The 16,017-nt window shown below is 50.7% G+C and carries 12 protein-coding genes, 1 tRNA gene and 3 rRNA genes; 9 read left to right on the top strand and 7 right to left on the bottom strand.

The window, feature by feature from the left end:
• Positions 1-251: 251 nt before the first annotated feature.
• The 4 genes from AB3G37_RS02020 (at position 252) to rrf (AB3G37_RS02035) (ending at position 3,823) form a co-directional block, all read left to right on the top strand.
• A 23S ribosomal RNA gene (locus AB3G37_RS02020) occupies positions 252-3,158 on the top strand.
• Positions 3,159-3,281: 123 nt separating this feature from the next.
• Positions 3,282-3,397: ribosomal RNA gene (gene rrf / locus AB3G37_RS02025) — 5S ribosomal RNA — on the top strand.
• Between the two features lie 196 nt (positions 3,398-3,593).
• Positions 3,594-3,669 (top strand) — tRNA-Thr (locus tag AB3G37_RS02030).
• 38 nt (positions 3,670-3,707) lie between these two features.
• A 5S ribosomal RNA gene (rrf, locus tag AB3G37_RS02035) occupies positions 3,708-3,823 on the top strand.
• Positions 3,824-4,134: 311 nt separating this feature from the next.
• On the opposite strand, the gene AB3G37_RS02040 is transcribed toward rrf (AB3G37_RS02035), so the two are convergent.
• The 6 genes from AB3G37_RS02040 to AB3G37_RS02065 all read right to left on the bottom strand — a co-directional run bounded on the left by AB3G37_RS02040 (position 4,135) and on the right by AB3G37_RS02065 (position 11,574).
• Complete coding sequence (locus AB3G37_RS02040) at positions 4,135-5,793, bottom strand: cation acetate symporter (RefSeq protein WP_009636688.1); 1,659 nt, start codon at positions 5,791-5,793, stop codon at positions 4,135-4,137.
• Positions 5,790-6,101 (bottom strand): DUF485 domain-containing protein, encoded by a 312-nt coding sequence (locus AB3G37_RS02045; protein ID WP_369789551.1) that lies wholly within the window; start codon positions 6,099-6,101, stop codon positions 5,790-5,792. Before AB3G37_RS02045 ends, AB3G37_RS02040 begins: the two co-directional genes overlap by 4 nt.
• A gap of 54 nt (positions 6,102-6,155) precedes the next feature.
• A complete protein-coding gene (acs, locus tag AB3G37_RS02050) occupies positions 6,156-8,117 on the bottom strand; it encodes an acetate--CoA ligase (protein ID WP_369789552.1) in 1,962 nt (653 codons plus the stop codon).
• A gap of 115 nt (positions 8,118-8,232) precedes the next feature.
• Positions 8,233-9,270: a S66 peptidase family protein gene (locus AB3G37_RS02055; protein WP_369789553.1), complete on the bottom strand. Its 1,038-nt coding sequence runs from the start codon at positions 9,268-9,270 to the stop codon at positions 8,233-8,235.
• A gap of 104 nt (positions 9,271-9,374) precedes the next feature.
• Positions 9,375-10,847, bottom strand: a complete 1,473-nt coding sequence (locus AB3G37_RS02060; RefSeq protein ID WP_369789554.1) for an ATP-binding protein — start codon at positions 10,845-10,847, stop codon at positions 9,375-9,377.
• 4 nt (positions 10,848-10,851) lie between these two features.
• The gene (locus tag AB3G37_RS02065) at positions 10,852-11,574 is read right to left on the bottom strand and encodes a response regulator transcription factor (protein WP_369789555.1); all 723 of its coding nucleotides are present in this window, start codon (positions 11,572-11,574) and stop codon (positions 10,852-10,854) included.
• A 162-nt stretch (positions 11,575-11,736) separates the two neighbouring features.
• On the opposite strand from AB3G37_RS02065, the gene AB3G37_RS02070 reads away from it, so the two are divergent.
• Genes AB3G37_RS02070 through AB3G37_RS02080 form a run of 3 tightly spaced genes read left to right on the top strand, consistent with a single transcriptional unit; the run spans position 11,737 to position 13,480 of the window.
• Positions 11,737-12,378, top strand: coding sequence for a cytochrome b/b6 domain-containing protein (locus tag AB3G37_RS02070; protein WP_369789556.1), 642 nt, complete (start codon positions 11,737-11,739; stop codon positions 12,376-12,378).
• Between the two features lie 10 nt (positions 12,379-12,388).
• On the top strand, positions 12,389-13,180 hold the full coding sequence (locus AB3G37_RS02075) for a molybdopterin-dependent oxidoreductase (RefSeq protein WP_369789557.1): 792 nt from the start codon (positions 12,389-12,391) through the stop codon (positions 13,178-13,180).
• A 60-nt stretch (positions 13,181-13,240) separates the two neighbouring features.
• Complete coding sequence (locus tag AB3G37_RS02080) at positions 13,241-13,480, top strand: pentapeptide MXKDX repeat protein (RefSeq protein WP_009636696.1); 240 nt, start codon at positions 13,241-13,243, stop codon at positions 13,478-13,480.
• A gap of 56 nt (positions 13,481-13,536) precedes the next feature.
• Here the strand turns inward: AB3G37_RS02080 and AB3G37_RS02085 are convergent, their stop codons facing one another.
• Positions 13,537-14,223 (bottom strand): 4'-phosphopantetheinyl transferase, encoded by a 687-nt coding sequence (locus tag AB3G37_RS02085; protein ID WP_369789558.1) that lies wholly within the window; start codon positions 14,221-14,223, stop codon positions 13,537-13,539.
• A 177-nt stretch (positions 14,224-14,400) separates the two neighbouring features.
• On the opposite strand from AB3G37_RS02085, the gene fes reads away from it, so the two are divergent.
• Together fes and AB3G37_RS02095 are read left to right on the top strand one after the other, a co-directional pair.
• Positions 14,401-15,768: an enterochelin esterase gene (gene fes, locus AB3G37_RS02090; protein ID WP_369789559.1), complete on the top strand. Its 1,368-nt coding sequence runs from the start codon at positions 14,401-14,403 to the stop codon at positions 15,766-15,768.
• Positions 15,755-15,964: an MbtH family protein gene (locus tag AB3G37_RS02095; protein ID WP_369790871.1), complete on the top strand. Its 210-nt coding sequence runs from the start codon at positions 15,755-15,757 to the stop codon at positions 15,962-15,964. Before fes ends, AB3G37_RS02095 begins: the two co-directional genes overlap by 14 nt.
• The last annotated feature ends 53 nt before the right edge of the window (positions 15,965-16,017 follow it).

Below are 16,017 nucleotides of genomic sequence, written 5' to 3' on the forward strand. Positions count from 1 at the left end.
AATGTGTGAAAGACATTATCACTCTGTACCTTCGCGGGTCAGAAACTATCGTAAAGATGACTTTATTGAGTCGTGTTTACGATATTGCTCTTTAACAATCTGGAACAAGCTGAAAAATTGAAATGATACAGCTGAACATAACTCTCCGTAGAAGTACTGAGTTATGCGCACCTGTATTAGAGTCTCTCAAATAATCACGGCTACGAACGGCGTCACTCTTAACGAGTTTAAAAGACACCTTCGGGTTGTGAGGTTAAGCGACTAAGCGTACACGGTGGATGCCTAGGCAGTCAGAGGCGATGAAGGGCGTGCTAATCTGCGAAAAGCGTCGGTAAGGTGATATGAACCGTTATACCCGACGATACCCGAATGGGGAAACCCAATGTGATACGTCACATTATCGCATGGTGAATACATAGCCGTGCGAGGCGAACCGGGGGAACTGAAACATCTAAGTACCCCGAGGAAAAGAAATCAACCGAGATTCCCCCAGTAGCGGCGAGCGAACGGGGAACAGCCCAGAACCTGAATCAGTTTGTGTGTTAGTGGAAGCGTCTGGAAGGTCGCACGGTACAGGGTGATAGTCCCGTACACAAAAATGCACAGATTGTGAGTTCGATGAGTAGGGCGGGACACGTGACATCCTGTCTGAATATGGGGGGACCATCCTCCAAGGCTAAATACTCCTGACTGACCGATAGTGAACCAGTACCGTGAGGGAAAGGCGAAAAGAACCCCGGCGAGGGGAGTGAAATAGAACCTGAAACCGTGTACGTACAAGCAGTGGGAGCCTACTTTGTTGGGTGACTGCGTACCTTTTGTATAATGGGTCAGCGACTTATATTTTGTAGCAAGGTTAACCGTATAGGGGAGCCGTAGGGAAACCGAGTCTTAACTGGGCGTCAAGTTGCAAGGTATAGACCCGAAACCCGGTGATCTAGCCATGGGCAGGTTGAAGGTTGGGTAACACTAACTGGAGGACCGAACCGACTAATGTTGAAAAATTAGCGGATGACTTGTGGCTGGGGGTGAAAGGCCAATCAAACCGGGAGATAGCTGGTTCTCCCCGAAAGCTATTTAGGTAGCGCCTCGTGAACTCATCTTCGGGGGTAGAGCACTGTTTCGACTAGGGGGCCATCCCGGCTTACCAACTCGATGCAAACTCCGAATACCGAAGAATGTTATCACGGGAGACACACGGCGGGTGCTAACGTCCGTCGTGAAGAGGGAAACAACCCAGACCGCCAGCTAAGGTCCCAAAGTCATGGTTAAGTGGGAAACGATGTGGGAAGGCATAGACAGCCAGGATGTTGGCTTAGAAGCAGCCATCATTTAAAGAAAGCGTAATAGCTCACTGGTCGAGTCGGCCTGCGCGGAAGATGTAACGGGGCTAAACCATGCACCGAAGCTGCGGCAGCGACGCTTAGGCGTTGTTGGGTAGGGGAGCGTTCTGTAAGCCGTTGAAGGTGGTCTGTGAGGGCTGCTGGAGGTATCAGAAGTGCGAATGCTGACATAAGTAACGATAATGCGGGTGAAAAACCCGCACGCCGGAAGACCAAGGGTTCCTGTCCAACGTTAATCGGGGCAGGGTGAGTCGACCCCTAAGGCGAGGCCGAAAGGCGTAGTCGATGGGAAACAGGTTAATATTCCTGTACTCGGTGTTACTGCGAAGGGGGGACGGAGAGGGCTAGGCTAGCCGGGCGACGGTTGTCCCGGTTTAAGCGTGTAGGGGTGTAGACTTGGTAAATCCGGTTTACTTTAACCCTGAGGCGTGATGACGAGCCACTACGGTGGTGAAGTAGTTGATGCCGCACTTCCAGGAAAAGCCTCTAAGCATCAGGTAACATTGAATCGTACCCCAAACCGACACAGGTGGTCAGGTAGAGAATACTCAGGCGCTTGAGAGAACTCGGGTGAAGGAACTAGGCAAAATGGTGCCGTAACTTCGGGAGAAGGCACGCTGTCGCTAGGTGGAGGAACTTGCTTCCCGAGCCGAAGACAGTCGAAGATACCAGCTGGCTGCAACTGTTTAATAAAAACACAGCACTGTGCAAACACGAAAGTGGACGTATACGGTGTGACGCCTGCCCGGTGCCGGAAGGTTAATTGATGGGGTTATCCGCAAGGAGAAGCTCTTGATCGAAGCCCCGGTAAACGGCGGCCGTAACTATAACGGTCCTAAGGTAGCGAAATTCCTTGTCGGGTAAGTTCCGACCTGCACGAATGGCGTAATGATGGCCAGGCTGTCTCCACCCGAGACTCAGTGAAATTGAACTCGCTGTGAAGATGCAGTGTACCCGCGGCAAGACGGAAAGACCCCGTGAACCTTTACTATAGCTTGACACTGAACATTGAGCCTTGATGTGTAGGATAGGTGGGAGGCTTTGAAGCGTGGACGCCAGTCTGCGTGGAGCCAACCTTGAAATACCACCCTTTAATGTTTGATGTTCTAACTCGGCCCCATAATCTGGGGTGAGGACAGTGTCTGGTGGGTAGTTTGACTGGGGCGGTCTCCTCCTAAAGAGTAACGGAGGAGCACGAAGGTTAGCTAATCACGGTCGGACATCGTGAGGTTAGTGCAATGGCATAAGCTAGCTTGACTGCGAGAGTGACGGCTCGAGCAGGTACGAAAGTAGGTCATAGTGATCCGGTGGTTCTGAATGGAAGGGCCATCGCTCAACGGATAAAAGGTACTCCGGGGATAACAGGCTGATACCGCCCAAGAGTTCATATCGACGGCGGTGTTTGGCACCTCGATGTCGGCTCATCACATCCTGGGGCTGAAGTAGGTCCCAAGGGTACGGCTGTTCGCCGTTTAAAGTGGTACGCGAGCTGGGTTTAGAACGTCGTGAGACAGTTCGGTCCCTATCTGCCGTGGGCGTTGGAAGATTGAGAGGGGCTGCTCCTAGTACGAGAGGACCGGAGTGGACGCATCACTGGTGTTCGGGTTGTCATGCCAATGGCATTGCCCGGTAGCTAAATGCGGAAAAGATAAGCGCTGAAAGCATCTAAGCGCGAAACTTGCCTCAAGATGAGTCTTCCCTGGGACTTCGAGTCCCCTGAAGGGACGTTTAAGACTAAGACGTTGATAGGCTGGGTGTGTAAGTGCAGCGATGCATTGAGCTAACCAGTACTAATGACCCGAGAGGCTTAACCTTACAACACCGAAGGTGTTTTAGAGAGACACAAAGACTTAAGTTTTGATATTCAGCTTGTTCAAAGATTGATTCTGATGGCTGCCCTGAATAATGGGGAAAGCGGTTGGAATGAAACAGAATTTGCCTGGCGGCAGTAGCGCGGTGGTCCCACCTGACCCCATGCCGAACTCAGAAGTGAAACGCCGTAGCGCCGATGGTAGTGTGGGGTCTCCCCATGCGAGAGTAGGGAACTGCCAGGCATCAAATTAAAAGTAGTACTGTGTAGTAGTAGGACGGTTGCCTGCTCGAGAAGAGAGTAGGACTAAAAGCAACGCTTTTAGCACGTTGCTTGCAACGGCCCGAAGGGTGTATGACGGAGTCATACATAAACTGCCATGCATCAAATTAAACATCTTATTGTGAATTTACCAGTTGGATGTTGCAGTAGATTAGTATGCTGATATGGCTCAGTTGGTAGAGCGCACCCTTGGTAAGGGTGAGGTCCCCAGTTCGACTCTGGGTATCAGCACCAGAAACAAAGCGTAGAGTTCGGTAAATTAACAGAATTTGCCTGGCGGCAGTAGCGCGGTGGTCCCACCTGACCCCATGCCGAACTCAGAAGTGAAACGCCGTAGCGCCGATGGTAGTGTGGGGTCTCCCCATGCGAGAGTAGGGAACTGCCAGGCATCAAATAAACAGAGAAACCTCAGTCGAAAGACTGGGGTTTTTTTGTTTTCCTCCTATAGAGCGGTTTTCTGCGTGAGTAAGAGAGCAGGACTCCTGCCGGAGGCGGGAGAACGCTGCCTGTAACGGCCCGAAGGGGGTATGACAACGTCATGCATAAACTGCCAGCATCAAATAAGTAAAAACCTCAGTGAAAGCGGTTTTTTATTCTACCTCATTGATAAGGGTGAGTGATTTTTGATCAGTCAATGCTTGATAAAAAGGCCTCAATCTAACGATTGGGGCCTTTTTTGTTTCTTTTATCGGCAATAAATTAGTGTTTACTGCTCTGTGAAATCCCAATACCGGTTTGAGAGCGTACAAATTGGGGCCAGAAAAGCTTCCTTTCTGCTGCGCCAGAAGGGGATTTATCAGTAATTGAGAAGAACCAAATACCCACAAAAGCCACGATCATTGAGAACAATGCAGGATACTCATACGGGTAAATCGGCTTGGCGTGACCCAAAATTTGCACCCAGATGGTCGGGCCGAGGATCATCAAAACGATCGCTGTAATTAGCCCTAACCACCCACCAATCATCGCACCGCGCGTAGTCAATTTAGACCAGTACATAGATAGCAGAATAATAGGGAAGTTACAGCTGGCAGCGATTGAGAATGCCAGACCAACCATGAAGGCAATATTCTGTTTCTCAAACAAAATGCCTAGAGCGATTGCTACAAAGCCCAGCACCACGACCGTCGATTTCGATACGCGAAGCTCGGCTAACTCTGTGGCTTTGCCGTCTTTTATCACGCTGGAATAGAGGTCATGCGAAACAGCAGACGCGCCCGCCAACGTTAACCCCGCAACGACTGCCAGAATGGTCGCGAAGGCAACTGCCGAGATAAAGCCAAGGAAGAAACTGCCACCTACCGCGTTGGCAAGATGAACGGCAGCCATGTTATTTCCACCTAGCAGTGCGCCGCTGGCGTCTTTGAAGGCCGGATTAGAACTGACCAATACGATGGCACCGAAGCCGATAATAAAGGTCAGAATATAAAAGTAACCAATAAAACCAGTGGCATAGAACACGCTTTTGCGCGCTTCTTTGGCATCGTTAACCGTGAAGAAGCGCATCAAAATGTGTGGCAAACCGGCTGTACCAAACATCAGTGCCAGCCCCAGCGATAGTGCCGATATCGGGTCTGATACCAACCCTCCGGGACTCATAATGGCAAGCCCTTTGGGATGCACGGCCACGGCTTGAGTAAACAGCGTATTGAAGTTGAAACCCACGGATTTCATCACCATTATCGCCATAAAGGTGGCACCCGCCAGCAGTAGGACTGCCTTGATGATTTGCACCCAGGTGGTCGCCAGCATGCCGCCAAAAAGAACGTAAAGCACCATCAGAATACCGACCAGCACGACTGCCACCAGATAGTTCAGCCCGAATAGCAACTGAATAAGCTTGCCCGCACCTACCATCTGCGCAATCAGGTACAAGGCGACGACAACCAATGAGCCGCAGGCTGACAGAGTGCGAATTGGTTTCTGTTTTAGACGATAGGAAGCCACATCGGCAAAGGTATATTTACCCAGGTTACGTAATCGCTCGGCAATCAGAAACAGAATAATCGGCCAGCCAATCAGAAAGCCGATCGAGTAAATCAGCCCATCGTAGCCCGAGGTATAAACCAGTGCCGAGATCCCCAGGAACGAAGCGGCAGACATAAAGTCTCCCGCAATGGCCAAACCGTTTTGTAGCCCGGTAATCTGCCCACCTGCCGTGTAGTAATCCGTACGCGAGCGAGTGCGTTTTGATGCCCAATAGGTGATATAGAGTGTCGCGCCAACGAACAATACAAACATGATAATAGCTTCGATATTAAGCGGTTGCCGTTGCACAGCTCCGGCAATACCCTCGGCGGCCCAGGCACTGGAACTCAGCGCCAGAAGAGCCAGAACTCCCAGACGACGGGCGTTCATGGCTTCACCTCACGGATAATATCAGCGGTCAAACGGTCAAATTCACCGTTAGCGCGGAAAACATAAATACCTGTCAGCACAAAAGATATAACGATTAAACCGACACCAACAGGGATGCCTCGCGTAATGGTTGCGCCAGCATAGAGAGGCGTGCCAAGCCATTGAGGCTCAAAGGCTATCAGGAAGATAAAAGCGACGTATAGCACCAAAGTGATGATAGAAAGCAGCCAGGCGAACCGGCTGCGTTTATGTACCAACTCTTTAAAGCGCGGATTACTTTCAACCTTTTGATAAATGAGATCATTCATCTACACGACTCCTATGAGGCATTGATTGAGTTCACCGCGCTCAGGCGGTGAAAATTATGACGACGTTTTCATTGATTGTTTTTCTTCCAGCAATTTATCGACCACGCCCGGATCGGCGAGGGTTGAGGTATCTCCAAAGTTTGAGGTATCGCCCGCGGCGATCTTGCGCAGAATACGGCGCATGATTTTACCGGAGCGGGTTTTAGGCAATGAATCTGTCCAGTGAAGGATATCCGGCGTCGCGATTGGCCCTATTTCCTTGCGTACCCAGTTACGCACTTCGGTATAGAGTTCTGGCGACGGTTCTTCACCATGATTCAAGGTTACGTAGGCGTAAATAGCCTGACCTTTGATGCTGTGCGGATAACCAACGACTGCGGCTTCGGCAATCTTTGGATGCGAAACCAACGCCGATTCGATTTCGGCAGTACCCAGGCGGTGACCAGAAATATTCAGAACGTCATCCACGCGTCCGGTGATCCAGTAATAACCGTCTTCGTCACGGCGCGCGCCGTCACCGCTGAAATACATGTTTTTGAAGGTCGAGAAATAGGTCTGCTCAAAGCGTTCGTGGTCGCCAAACAGCGTACGTGCCTGACCCGGCCAGGAATCGGTAATTACCAGATTACCCTCGGTCGCCCCTTCCTGCGGATTGCCTTCATTATCGACCAGCGCAGGCTGTACGCCGAAGAATGGCAATGTCGCCGAGCCGGCCTTAAGTTCAGTAGCGCCCGGCAGCGGGGTTATCATGAAACCGCCGGTCTCGGTTTGCCACCAGGTATCTACAATCGGGCAATCACTATTGCCGATCGTTTTGTAGTACCACTCCCAGGCTTCTGGATTAATCGGTTCGCCGACTGATCCCAGAATACGCAACGAGCTGCGGGTAGTGCCTTCAATCGCTTTATCACCTTCGGCCATCAGAGCACGGATTGCGGTCGGCGCGGTATAAAGGATATTAACTTTATGTTTGTCTACAACCTGCGACATGCGGTTGGTTTGCGGATAGTTTGGTACCCCTTCGAACATCAGTGTAATCGCACCCACGGCCAACGGCCCGTAGAGCAAATAGCTGTGGCCTGTCACCCAGCCAACGTCGGCGGTACACCAATAGACATCGCCAGGATGGTAATCGAAGGTGTATTTAAAGGTCAGCGCGGCATAAACCAGATAGCCGCCAGTAGTGTGCAGCACGCCCTTAGGCTTGCCGGTTGAACCCGAGGTATAAAGAATGAACAGTGGATCTTCGGCTTTCATTTCTGTCGGCGGGCATTCGGCAGAAGCGTTCGCGATGACTTCGTGCCACCAAACATCGCGCCCCTCTTTCCATTCGCCTTTCTTGCCGGTGCGTTGGTAAACGATGACATTGGTAATGCTAACGACTGCGGGGTTTTTCAGCGCATCGTCAACGTTTTGTTTAAGCGGAATGGTGCGACCAGCACGAAGGCCTTCATCAGCGGTGATCACCAGTTTGGCGTTGGAATCGATGATACGGCCAGATACTGCTTCTGGGGAGAATCCGGCAAAAATTACCGAATGTACCGCCCCGATACGCGCGCAGGCCAGCATTGCCACGGCGGCCTCAGGCACCATTGGCATATAGATGGCCACCACGTCACCTTTTTGCACACCGTGATCTTTCAATACGTTGGCAAATTTGCACACGTCTTCGTGCAGCTGTTTGTAGGTGACGAATCTGTTTTCTGCATTCGGATCGTCGCCTTCCCAAATGATCGCTACCTGATCCCCACGATCGGCCAAGTGACGATCCAGGCAGTTTGCTGCCAGATTCAGCGTGCCATCCTCAAACCAGCGGATATCAATATTGCCGGGTGCAAAGGAAGTATTTTTAACTTTAGTGAACGGTTTGATCCAGTCGAGCACCTTGGCCTGCTCACCCCAGAACGTCTCAGGATCCTCAACAGACTGTTGATAATATTGCTGATATTTCTCAGGTGTGATTAAGGCTCGCTCTGCAATTGAAGCAGGAATCGGATGCTTTTGAGATTGGCTCATTATTGTTCTCCTTATGAATATGTTAATACTATGTCAATCAAAGGTTAATTGTAGTTTGCTGACCAGCTTTGTTTGGCTTTTGGGTGGCAGATCACGCAATGTCTCGGCAAGACAATCAGTTGTCATTGCTGTTTATAAATTGAGCGGTTAATTCAACACTTTTTCGCTCAAAATCGATTCTGATTTGGCTGCCTAACGGCAACGTTAACATTGGATGGGTGTGACAACAGTCAAAGCCATCGACGATTGGCAGAGACTGTCCGTTAAGAACTTCTTGAAGAACATCGAAAGGACGGCGACCCGTACCTTTATCATCAAATCCTTCGTGTTTACCCAGCAAGACGGCAGCGACGCGATCAAACACACCATTAAGTTTAAGCATGTTGAATGAACGTTCGATGGTGGCGATATCCAGGAGGCTGTCTTCAATCAGTAAAATATCGCCGCGCCTGATTTCAGGCATGTACGGGCTGCCCCAAATGCCGGATAAAGTATTCAGATTGCCACCAATCACTCTTCCCGATACCGAGCCCGAGCCAATAAACCGGCAGTCATTTTCATAGAGTTTTTTTGGCCGTTCGGGGGACGTGGTATCCCAGTTAAGCTTTTCATCGCTCCAGACTGGCGGTAGGGGATAGGTGTAAGGCAGAGCAGGAGGCGTTATCAGCAAATCAGAAAAAGATTGCCAGGTCGTGTCGACCAGGGGAGGAAACTCGCCGAAAGAGGCGACCAACGCCGGGCCGTAGAAAGTGATTAACCCGGTTTTGGCATAAATACCCAACAGCAAAGCGGTGCTGTCTGAATAACCGATGATAATTTTTGGATCGGCTTTAATCGCCTCATAGTCAATATAAGGCAGCAGCGCATTGCTGTTCATACCACCAATGGTTGACATCACGCAGCGAACTTTGGGGTCGCGCAGTAGCTGATTAAGCTCTTCGGCGCGTTCCTTGATGCTTCCCGAACGATAAAAATCGGATTTTTGCGTCAGACTTCCGGCCTGAAGTTTGAATCCTTTTGCCTGCAAAAACTGTTTGGCACGAGCAAAGCGATTGGGTGCGGTAACGGTGACAGGCGATGATGCCGAGAAAAAACCAATGGTTTGTCCTGGCACAAGTGACTGAGGTAACAGCATTTGAAAGGCAGTATCCATAGGGTTCACTCCTTGTGACTGGGGAACCTTACCATCGCTTATTCGTTAAATTTCCTCAATAAAAATAGTGTGGCGCAATGAAACATGCTCATTCAACGCCATCCTTAAATGGGTACAGAGAACTCGAAACAGGCACCTTTGCCAGGGCGATCAATTAATGTGATATCGCTGCCGTGCAGTTCGAGTATGCGTTTTACAATCATCAGGCCCAGCCCTCCCGCGCGTTTGCGGCCAGTGCTTAAAATTGACGGGCGAATAAAAAGATCGTTCTTGAGTTCGGCGGCAATCCCCGGACCGCTATCGTTTAGCTGCACCATAACTTTTTCCTGCTGTGGCCACAGGCGTATTTCAATCGTGCCGTGGTCGGGAGTAAATCTGATCGCGTTATCCAGCAGATTGGTCATCACCCGCTCGATCATTGCCAAATCAGCATTGACCAGAGGAATGCCCTGCGTCATATCGGCCTGTAACGTTAAATGGCGCGTTTCGGCGGTGAGTTCAAATTTTTGATAGACGTCCTGCACCAGCTCAGACATTGAAAACGGCTCTTTCTGCGGTTTCACCACGCCGTACTCGAGGCGCGCCAGTTCGAACAACTCCTGAGCCAATCGTCCAACCTTTTTACTCTGCACCAGAGCGATGTTCAGATAGCGATGGCGATCTTCATCGCTGAGCTGGTCAGATTTCACCGACAGAGTTTCGAGATAGCCGTGCAGCGAAGTCAAAGGCGTACGTAAATCATGGGAGATATTGGCGATAAATTCACGCCGCTGCTGGTCCTGGCGAGTCAGTCTCTGCCACTGTTCGTCGATGCGTTTTGCCATGTTGATAAAGGTCTGCTGGAGCTGGAATACCTCGTCACGTTGCGCATTGGCGGCAGGAACCGTTTGTGACAAAGCTTGTACCGCCTCCAGGCCACCACTGTCGAGATTTCTGATTTGCGCAGTCAGGCGACGGATAGGGCGCGTGACCCAGCGGAATGCAAATCCCCCGGCCACCAGGCCAAATAAAATCACCAGCCCCATGGAGCGCACAGCCATCATGACTGCCGATTGAAGCTGGGCATCGCGGTCCAGCGCACTATATTGATCGCCCAGCAAAACGATGTAGATATAACCCTGCAACTGTCCGTGATCGAGCAAAGGCGCAGCGCTAAATACCTGATGTGAAGTTTGATCGGCATGGCGAGGGTTATCGCCATAGACCGGCATTTTTGCTCCCTTGAGCAATGCCTTTACCGGTTGCAGATTCACCAGCGACAATTTTACCGCGCCTGCCGGGGCGGCATCGCCAATAATTTTTCCTTGTTTATCTAGAAGATAAACTTCAACGCTGGGATTCACCGCCATCAGTTGATCAAAAAGGGTATGAACGGAAGCTGTGTTCAGTCCATTTTGGCCGAGCAAAGGGTTGCTGTCGGCAATGTGTTTGGCCATATCTTGCGACAGCCGCTGGATAACCGCCTGACTGTACTGACTGCTCGAACGAACCTGTAAAATACCCGAAATCGTGCAGCAGGCGACCAGCAAGAGGGTAAAGACTAACGTCAGTCGCTGTGAAAGTGTCATATTTTTCATTGCATTACCCCTGAGATTCATCAGTGGATAGTATAAATTTGTAGCCTTTCCCCCACACAGTCAAAATCCTGTCAGGTTCTGCCGGATTAGCCTCAATCTTGATGCGTAACCGATTGATATGAGTATTAACCGTGTGCTCATAGCCTTCATGTTGATACCCCCAAACCTGATTCAGCAAACTAAGGCGCGAGAAGACTTTTCCCGGATTTTTAGCGAAGAAATACAGTAAATCGAATTCACGGGGCGTTAGCTCAATATTCTGCTGGTTAAGCAATACTTCACGGGAAATAGGATCGATAACCAGCCCGCCCGAGCTGAGCGTTCCGGCATCCATTTGCAGATTTCTGCCCATCGCATCTTGTCGCCTGAATAGCGCTTTTACCCGGGCAACCAACTCCAGCATTGAAAAAGGCTTCGCCAGATAGTCATCAGCTCCCAGCTCTAGGCCCAGAACGCGGTGGATCTCGCTGGAGCGCGCGCTGATGATGATAATCGGCGTATAGCGCGTCATGTTTCGGGCGCGGCGGCAAATTTCCAAACCATCGACGCCGGGCAACATCAAATCCAGTATCAGGGCATCCCACCCTCCCTTATCAAGCAGCGCGACACCCCGATCGCCATCAGCGGCATGGGTAATGACATAGCCTTCATCGCGCAGATGCAGCGTCAGCAGCTCGGCAATATTGCTATCGTCTTCAACAATCAGAATCTTTTTATTCTTTTCCATCAGTCGCGCCTTGAACCGGTTAAAGCCTGTTCGATCAGCTTGCAGTCTACACAAGGTCATCATCCGGAGTTATCACATTTTGTTTAACTTTGCGTGATGTCTCGGGGAACAAATCAATTCAATACTGCTTGCATCGAAAGTCGTGGGGCACAGGAGCAGTGGATGACAACTCATATTGAATCACCCGAGCCTTTGAAAACGGCGGGCAGGCCGAAAAAACCGCTTGTCGTTCATACCCTGTGGCTGCGTTTAACTCATTGGATCAATGCGTTGGCGATACTGATTATGGTCACCAGCGGTTGGCAGATTTACAACGCTTCACCGCTGTTTGCTTTTAATTTCTCGGAAAATCTTACTTTGGGCGGATGGCTAGGCGGTGGAATTCAGTGGCATTTTGCCGGAATGTGGCTGTTCGGCATCAATGGGGTGTTTTATCTGCTGATGAACATTGTGACTGGTCGCCTGAAAGCAAAGTTTTTCCCCGTCACTCCTCGGGCAATTCTGGCAGATTTGCTGGCCGCGCTGAAAGGCAAGTTAGCCCATGACGACCTCCGTCATTACAACATGGTGCAGCGAGTTGCCTATCTGTTTGTTATGGCTGACGGAATTGTGCTGGTGCTATCGGGGCTGGTGGTGTGGAAATCAGTACAGTTTCCTCTGCTACGTACGCTAATGGGCGGTTTTGATGCAGCCCGTTATGTGCACTTTTTTGCGATGTCGGCGATGGTAGGTTTTGTCGTTGTGCATTTGATTATGGTGTTGATGGTTCCGAAAACACTGCTCGCCATGCTTCGTGGACGTTGAGGCTTTCGACATGAAAAAAGACAGCAAAATCATCATTCCTGGAACCGATGCTCAAGATATTTTGCAGCAGGCGCAGGCTCTGATTGCCCGTAGACTTGATTCCTCCTCCCGTCGCCAGTTTTTGCGCCAAGGGCTGACATTGGGTGGCATGGTGATGCTGACCGGTTGCGACATCAGCGATAATCAGAGTGTTGAAAAAGCGCTGGTTTCTATTTCTGGATTCAACGATAGGGTACAGGCATGGCTGTTTGGGGCAAATCGTCTGGCACCAGAATATACAGAATTGATGATCACCCGGCCGTTTCCTTTTAACGCGTTCTATGGTGAAGAGGATGCACCCGAAGTTGACGGACAAACTTATCGCCTGCATTTAGCGGGAAAAGTATTGGATAAATCTAGCTGGTCGCTGCCGCAGCTGTATCAGATGGCGCAGGTTAGCCAAATCACGCGGCATATCTGTGTTGAAGGCTGGAGCGCAATCGGTAAGTGGGGAGGCATCCCTTTTTCACAATTTTTAAAGCTTGTGGGGGCGGATCTCAGCGCCAAATATGTAAGTTTTAAATGTGCTGACGACTATTACACCAGCATCGATATGGCAACCGCGCTACATCCGCAGACCCTACTGGCGCTGACCTATGATGGGCAAATTTTGCCACGCAAGTATGGTTTTCCGATGAAGCTTAGAATGCCGACCAAGCTCGGTTACAAGAATCCTAAACATATCAAACTGATTGAAATCACCAATGCCTATCCCGGCGGTTATTGGGAAGACCAAGGTTACAACTGGTTTGGTGGAAGTTAATTACAAACGACAACGACCCTGCACACATCGTGCATCTTCTTATAATAACGAGGAATTACCATGAAAAAGTTAATCGCTGTAATGATCTCTTCAACGCTGATGCTGGGTATGATGGGCGCACATGCCGAAGATACCATGAAGAAACCAATGGCCAAAAAAGACACCATGGGGATGTCTAAAGACAGCATGTCAAAAACCGACACCAAAATGTCAAAAGACCACATGTCAAAAGACAGCATGGCCAAAGACAAAATGAAGAAAGACGAAATGATGAAGAAAAAATCGGCCATGAGCCAATAAGCTTTATCCCCCTGCGACTCTGGACCCTTAAAGTTCAGAGTCGTCTTCTGTTCTAATCAAAAGCGAATAAGCGTCACTATTTTGCCGTCAAGATAGTGCCATTGGCCGTTAAAAGTCATGCCGGCTGGAAGTGTGGCCGTCAAAGGTTGCGCCAGCTGTAAAGTAAAACGTTGGGTCTGCGGGGAGAGCATGGTGATGTGCGCCGTAGAAAATTCAAAGTATTCTCCTACGTGGCGGAACAGCGCTTTAAACAAACTCTCTTTGGCCGAGAAGATAATCGTCAATGCCTCTTCTACTGAAAGGGTCGCCTGGCGCAGCAGTCCATATTCTTCACGCTGTATCACCCCATCGATTACTTCTTCGGTTTGTTTAGAAGAAAGCACTGATTCAATATCAATTCCTAATCCGCAAAGCCGCCCCGAATCTTTCGCCACCGCCGCCAATGCCAGATTCGCGGTGTGGCTAATCGAACCTATTATTCCCTCCGGCCACAGCGGCTGGCGATGCGACCCCACGGCCAGCAGCCGAGCCTCACAGTTAAGTCCGCGCAAGGCTTCCCGGGCGGCCAACCGGCCCGCGAGATGCTCGGCTTTACGCTGAGGCACGGCGCGAACCAATGTCTGATAATGAGGCAAAATCAGTAAATCCTCAGACTCCAGCGTATTGACATCGTAATGGGTGACGATAATGCGCTGTGTCACAGTCGGTAATGTCAGGTCGATAAAAGAGAATCTCGTTTTCATGGATAAATGGAAAAGTCGGCCCTGTTTGTAGGGTTTTCACTCTATTGCAAATGAAAATAATTATCAATACACTTATTTGCCACCTCGTTGAGGTTATAAACGCTTAAAGAAGTTAACCACTTCAAGGCATAGCCAGCCTTAGTTAATCACTATGTAGCCACAATAAGAGAAAGTGTTTTGAAACCAGATTGTTTAGACACACTGTCCCTCTCAGCGAGCCATACGCTGTTAAACAGTAAGCACGCAGGAAGCAACGGATGGTGGCTTGAAGTCGCCCGTAGGGGTACACCGTGGGTTGAATCTTCAGGCAAAGGGCGGTGCAAGGTCACCTTTTTTTGGCGTGATCCTCACGGCAGCGAGTTCACCTCCGCATATCAACGGGTCTGGATCAACATTAACTGCCTGACCGACCACCATCAGTCTTCGCCGCCGCAAAGTTTGCAGCGCCTGAATGGCACTGATGTCTGGTATTGGCAAATTGAACTTAAATCAGACTGGCGCGGCAGCTACAGTTTTATTCCCAGCGAAGAGAGTCAACCTTTCACCACACAGGCCGACGATGCCTTTGGGCAGATGTTTGCCGTGCGCAGCTGGTGGCGCAGCAATTTCGCCAACGCCAGTCATGATTTGCTTAACCCCACCCGCAGCTGGACAGGGGCGAAAGGCCATGCTCTGTCCGGCGTCAGTTTGCCAGATGCTCCTGCGCAACCGGCTTGGCGTGATTATGACAGCTATGGCACCTCCAGCGGGCGCTGCGTGCCTGCGCCACCGGCAAAACTCCAGCGTTTTTCCTGGAACAGCGCGCGTTTAGGCAACCAGCGTGACGTGTGGATTTATACCACCGGCGACGGCGTTGAGCTGTCATCCCGTCCGCTGGCTATCTTGCTTGATGGGCAATTCTGGTCACAAAAAATGCCTCTTTGGGAACCGCTGCTGCAACAAACGGCGCAGGGCAACTTGCCGCAGGCCGTATATGTGTTGATTGAAGTGATTGATAGCCAGCATCGCAGCCAGGAGCTGACCTGTAATCCCGAATTCTGGTTGGCGGTGCAGCAAGAGTTGCTGCCCGAAGTGGCGAAACTGGCACCGCACAGCGATAACGCCGCAAAAACCGTAGTTGCCGGGCAAAGTTTTGGTGGCCTGTCTTCACTTTATGCAGGCCTCAACTGGCCGCAGCGTTTCGGCTGCGTATTGTCGCAGTCGGGATCGTTTTGGTGGCCGCGTCGCGATATGTTGCAGCTGGAAGAGATCCCCGAAGATGCTTGTTGGCTGCCAAAGCAAATAGAAAAGGGATTGGGCCGTGAAAGTGCGCTGCGAATCTTCATGCAGGCCGGTCGCCACGAAAGGCTGATCCACCGGGTTAATGACAACCTGGCCGTAATGCTCGGTGATTCTCGACATAGCTTGCAATATCAGGTCGTTGAAGGTGGACACGACGCTTTGTGCTGGCGCGGGGGTTTGCTCGATGGACTGCAGGCGCTGTGGGCCGATGAATTCACCTCACCATCTTATTTCTTGGCAGGAGCCGATGATGGAAAAGCTTAACCCTTTCGATGACGAACAGCAGCGCAGCCTGATACTGCAAAATGACCAGCAACAATACAGCCTGTGGCCCGATTTCAGCACGGTGCCGCCGGGGTGGCAGCCGGTTTTCGGCCCTGCCGAGCGCGCCGATTGTATTGCCTGGCTGGAAAGCCATTGGCGGGACATGCGGCCAACCGCGCAGCGCGCCGCTTCATAATTGCGCCATAGCCGCCGAAGGATACGGCAGAGGCTAATCATCCTCGGCACAGA

Source organism: Rouxiella sp. WC2420, assembly GCF_041200025.1.
GTDB lineage: Bacteria > Pseudomonadota > Gammaproteobacteria > Enterobacterales > Enterobacteriaceae > Rouxiella.

Bases quoted from the DNA above. Each gene is read 5' to 3' on its own strand.
- AB3G37_RS02070 (WP_369789556.1), top strand. From the start codon at position 11,737: ATGACAACTCATATTGAATCACCCGAGCCTTTGAAAACGGCGGGCAGG.
- acs (WP_369789552.1), bottom strand. From the start codon at position 8,117: ATGAGCCAATCTCAAAAGCATCCGATTCCTGCTTCAATTGCAGAGCGA.
- AB3G37_RS02060 (WP_369789554.1), bottom strand. From the start codon at position 10,847: ATGAAAAATATGACACTTTCACAGCGACTGACGTTAGTCTTTACCCTC.
- AB3G37_RS02085 (WP_369789558.1), bottom strand. From the start codon at position 14,223: ATGAAAACGAGATTCTCTTTTATCGACCTGACATTACCGACTGTGACA.
- AB3G37_RS02065 (WP_369789555.1), bottom strand. From the start codon at position 11,574: ATGGAAAAGAATAAAAAGATTCTGATTGTTGAAGACGATAGCAATATT.
- AB3G37_RS02080 (WP_009636696.1), top strand. From the start codon at position 13,241: ATGAAAAAGTTAATCGCTGTAATGATCTCTTCAACGCTGATGCTGGGT.
- AB3G37_RS02045 (WP_369789551.1), bottom strand. From the start codon at position 6,101: ATGAATGATCTCATTTATCAAAAGGTTGAAAGTAATCCGCGCTTTAAA.
- AB3G37_RS02055 (WP_369789553.1), bottom strand. From the start codon at position 9,270: ATGGATACTGCCTTTCAAATGCTGTTACCTCAGTCACTTGTGCCAGGA.
- AB3G37_RS02040 (WP_009636688.1), bottom strand. From the start codon at position 5,793: ATGAACGCCCGTCGTCTGGGAGTTCTGGCTCTTCTGGCGCTGAGTTCC.
- AB3G37_RS02095 (WP_369790871.1), top strand. From the start codon at position 15,755: ATGGAAAAGCTTAACCCTTTCGATGACGAACAGCAGCGCAGCCTGATA.
- AB3G37_RS02075 (WP_369789557.1), top strand. From the start codon at position 12,389: ATGAAAAAAGACAGCAAAATCATCATTCCTGGAACCGATGCTCAAGAT.